General features: G+C 64.5%; 1 protein-coding gene. It reads left to right on the top strand.

The window, feature by feature from the left end; translation table 11 throughout:
- Nucleotides 1–673 (top strand): GTP-binding protein (locus ACF8O7_RS15455; protein ID WP_392443740.1); only part of this gene is annotated, 673 nt, incomplete at both ends.

Consider the following 673-nt stretch of genomic DNA (forward strand, 5'->3'; position numbering starts at 1 on the left):
GTCACGTGGACCACGGCAAGACGACCCTGACGGCTGCCATCGCCACCGTTCTGTCCAAGAAGTTCGGCGGCGAAGCCAAGGCTTACGACCAGATCGACGCAGCACCTGAAGAAAAGGCCCGCGGCATCACGATCAACACCGCCCACGTCGAGTACGAAACGGCCAACCGCCACTACGCTCACGTTGACTGCCCCGGCCACGCCGACTACGTCAAGAACATGATCACCGGCGCTGCTCAGATGGACGGCGCTATCCTGGTGTGCTCGGCCGCTGACGGCCCGATGCCCCAGACCCGCGAGCACATCCTGCTGGCTCGTCAGGTGGGCGTGCCCTACATCATCGTGTTCCTGAACAAGTGCGACATGGTGGACGACGAAGAGCTGCTGGAGCTGGTCGAAATGGAAGTGCGCGAGCTGCTGGCCAAGTACGACTTCCCCGGCGACGACACCCCCATCATCCGCGGCTCGGCCAAGCTGGCCCTGGAAGGTGACGCAAGCGACAAGGGCGAGCCCGCCATCCTGCGTCTGGCTGAAGCCCTGGACACCTACATCCCCACGCCCGAGCGCGCTGTGGACGGTGCCTTCGCAATGCCCGTGGAAGACGTGTTCTCGATCTCCGGCCGTGGCACCGTGGTGACCGGTCGCGTTGAGCGCGGCATCATCAAGGTCGGCGA

The organism is Delftia sp. WSY_16, from assembly GCF_043104415.1.
GTDB lineage: Bacteria > Pseudomonadota > Gammaproteobacteria > Burkholderiales > Burkholderiaceae_C > Comamonas > Comamonas tsuruhatensis.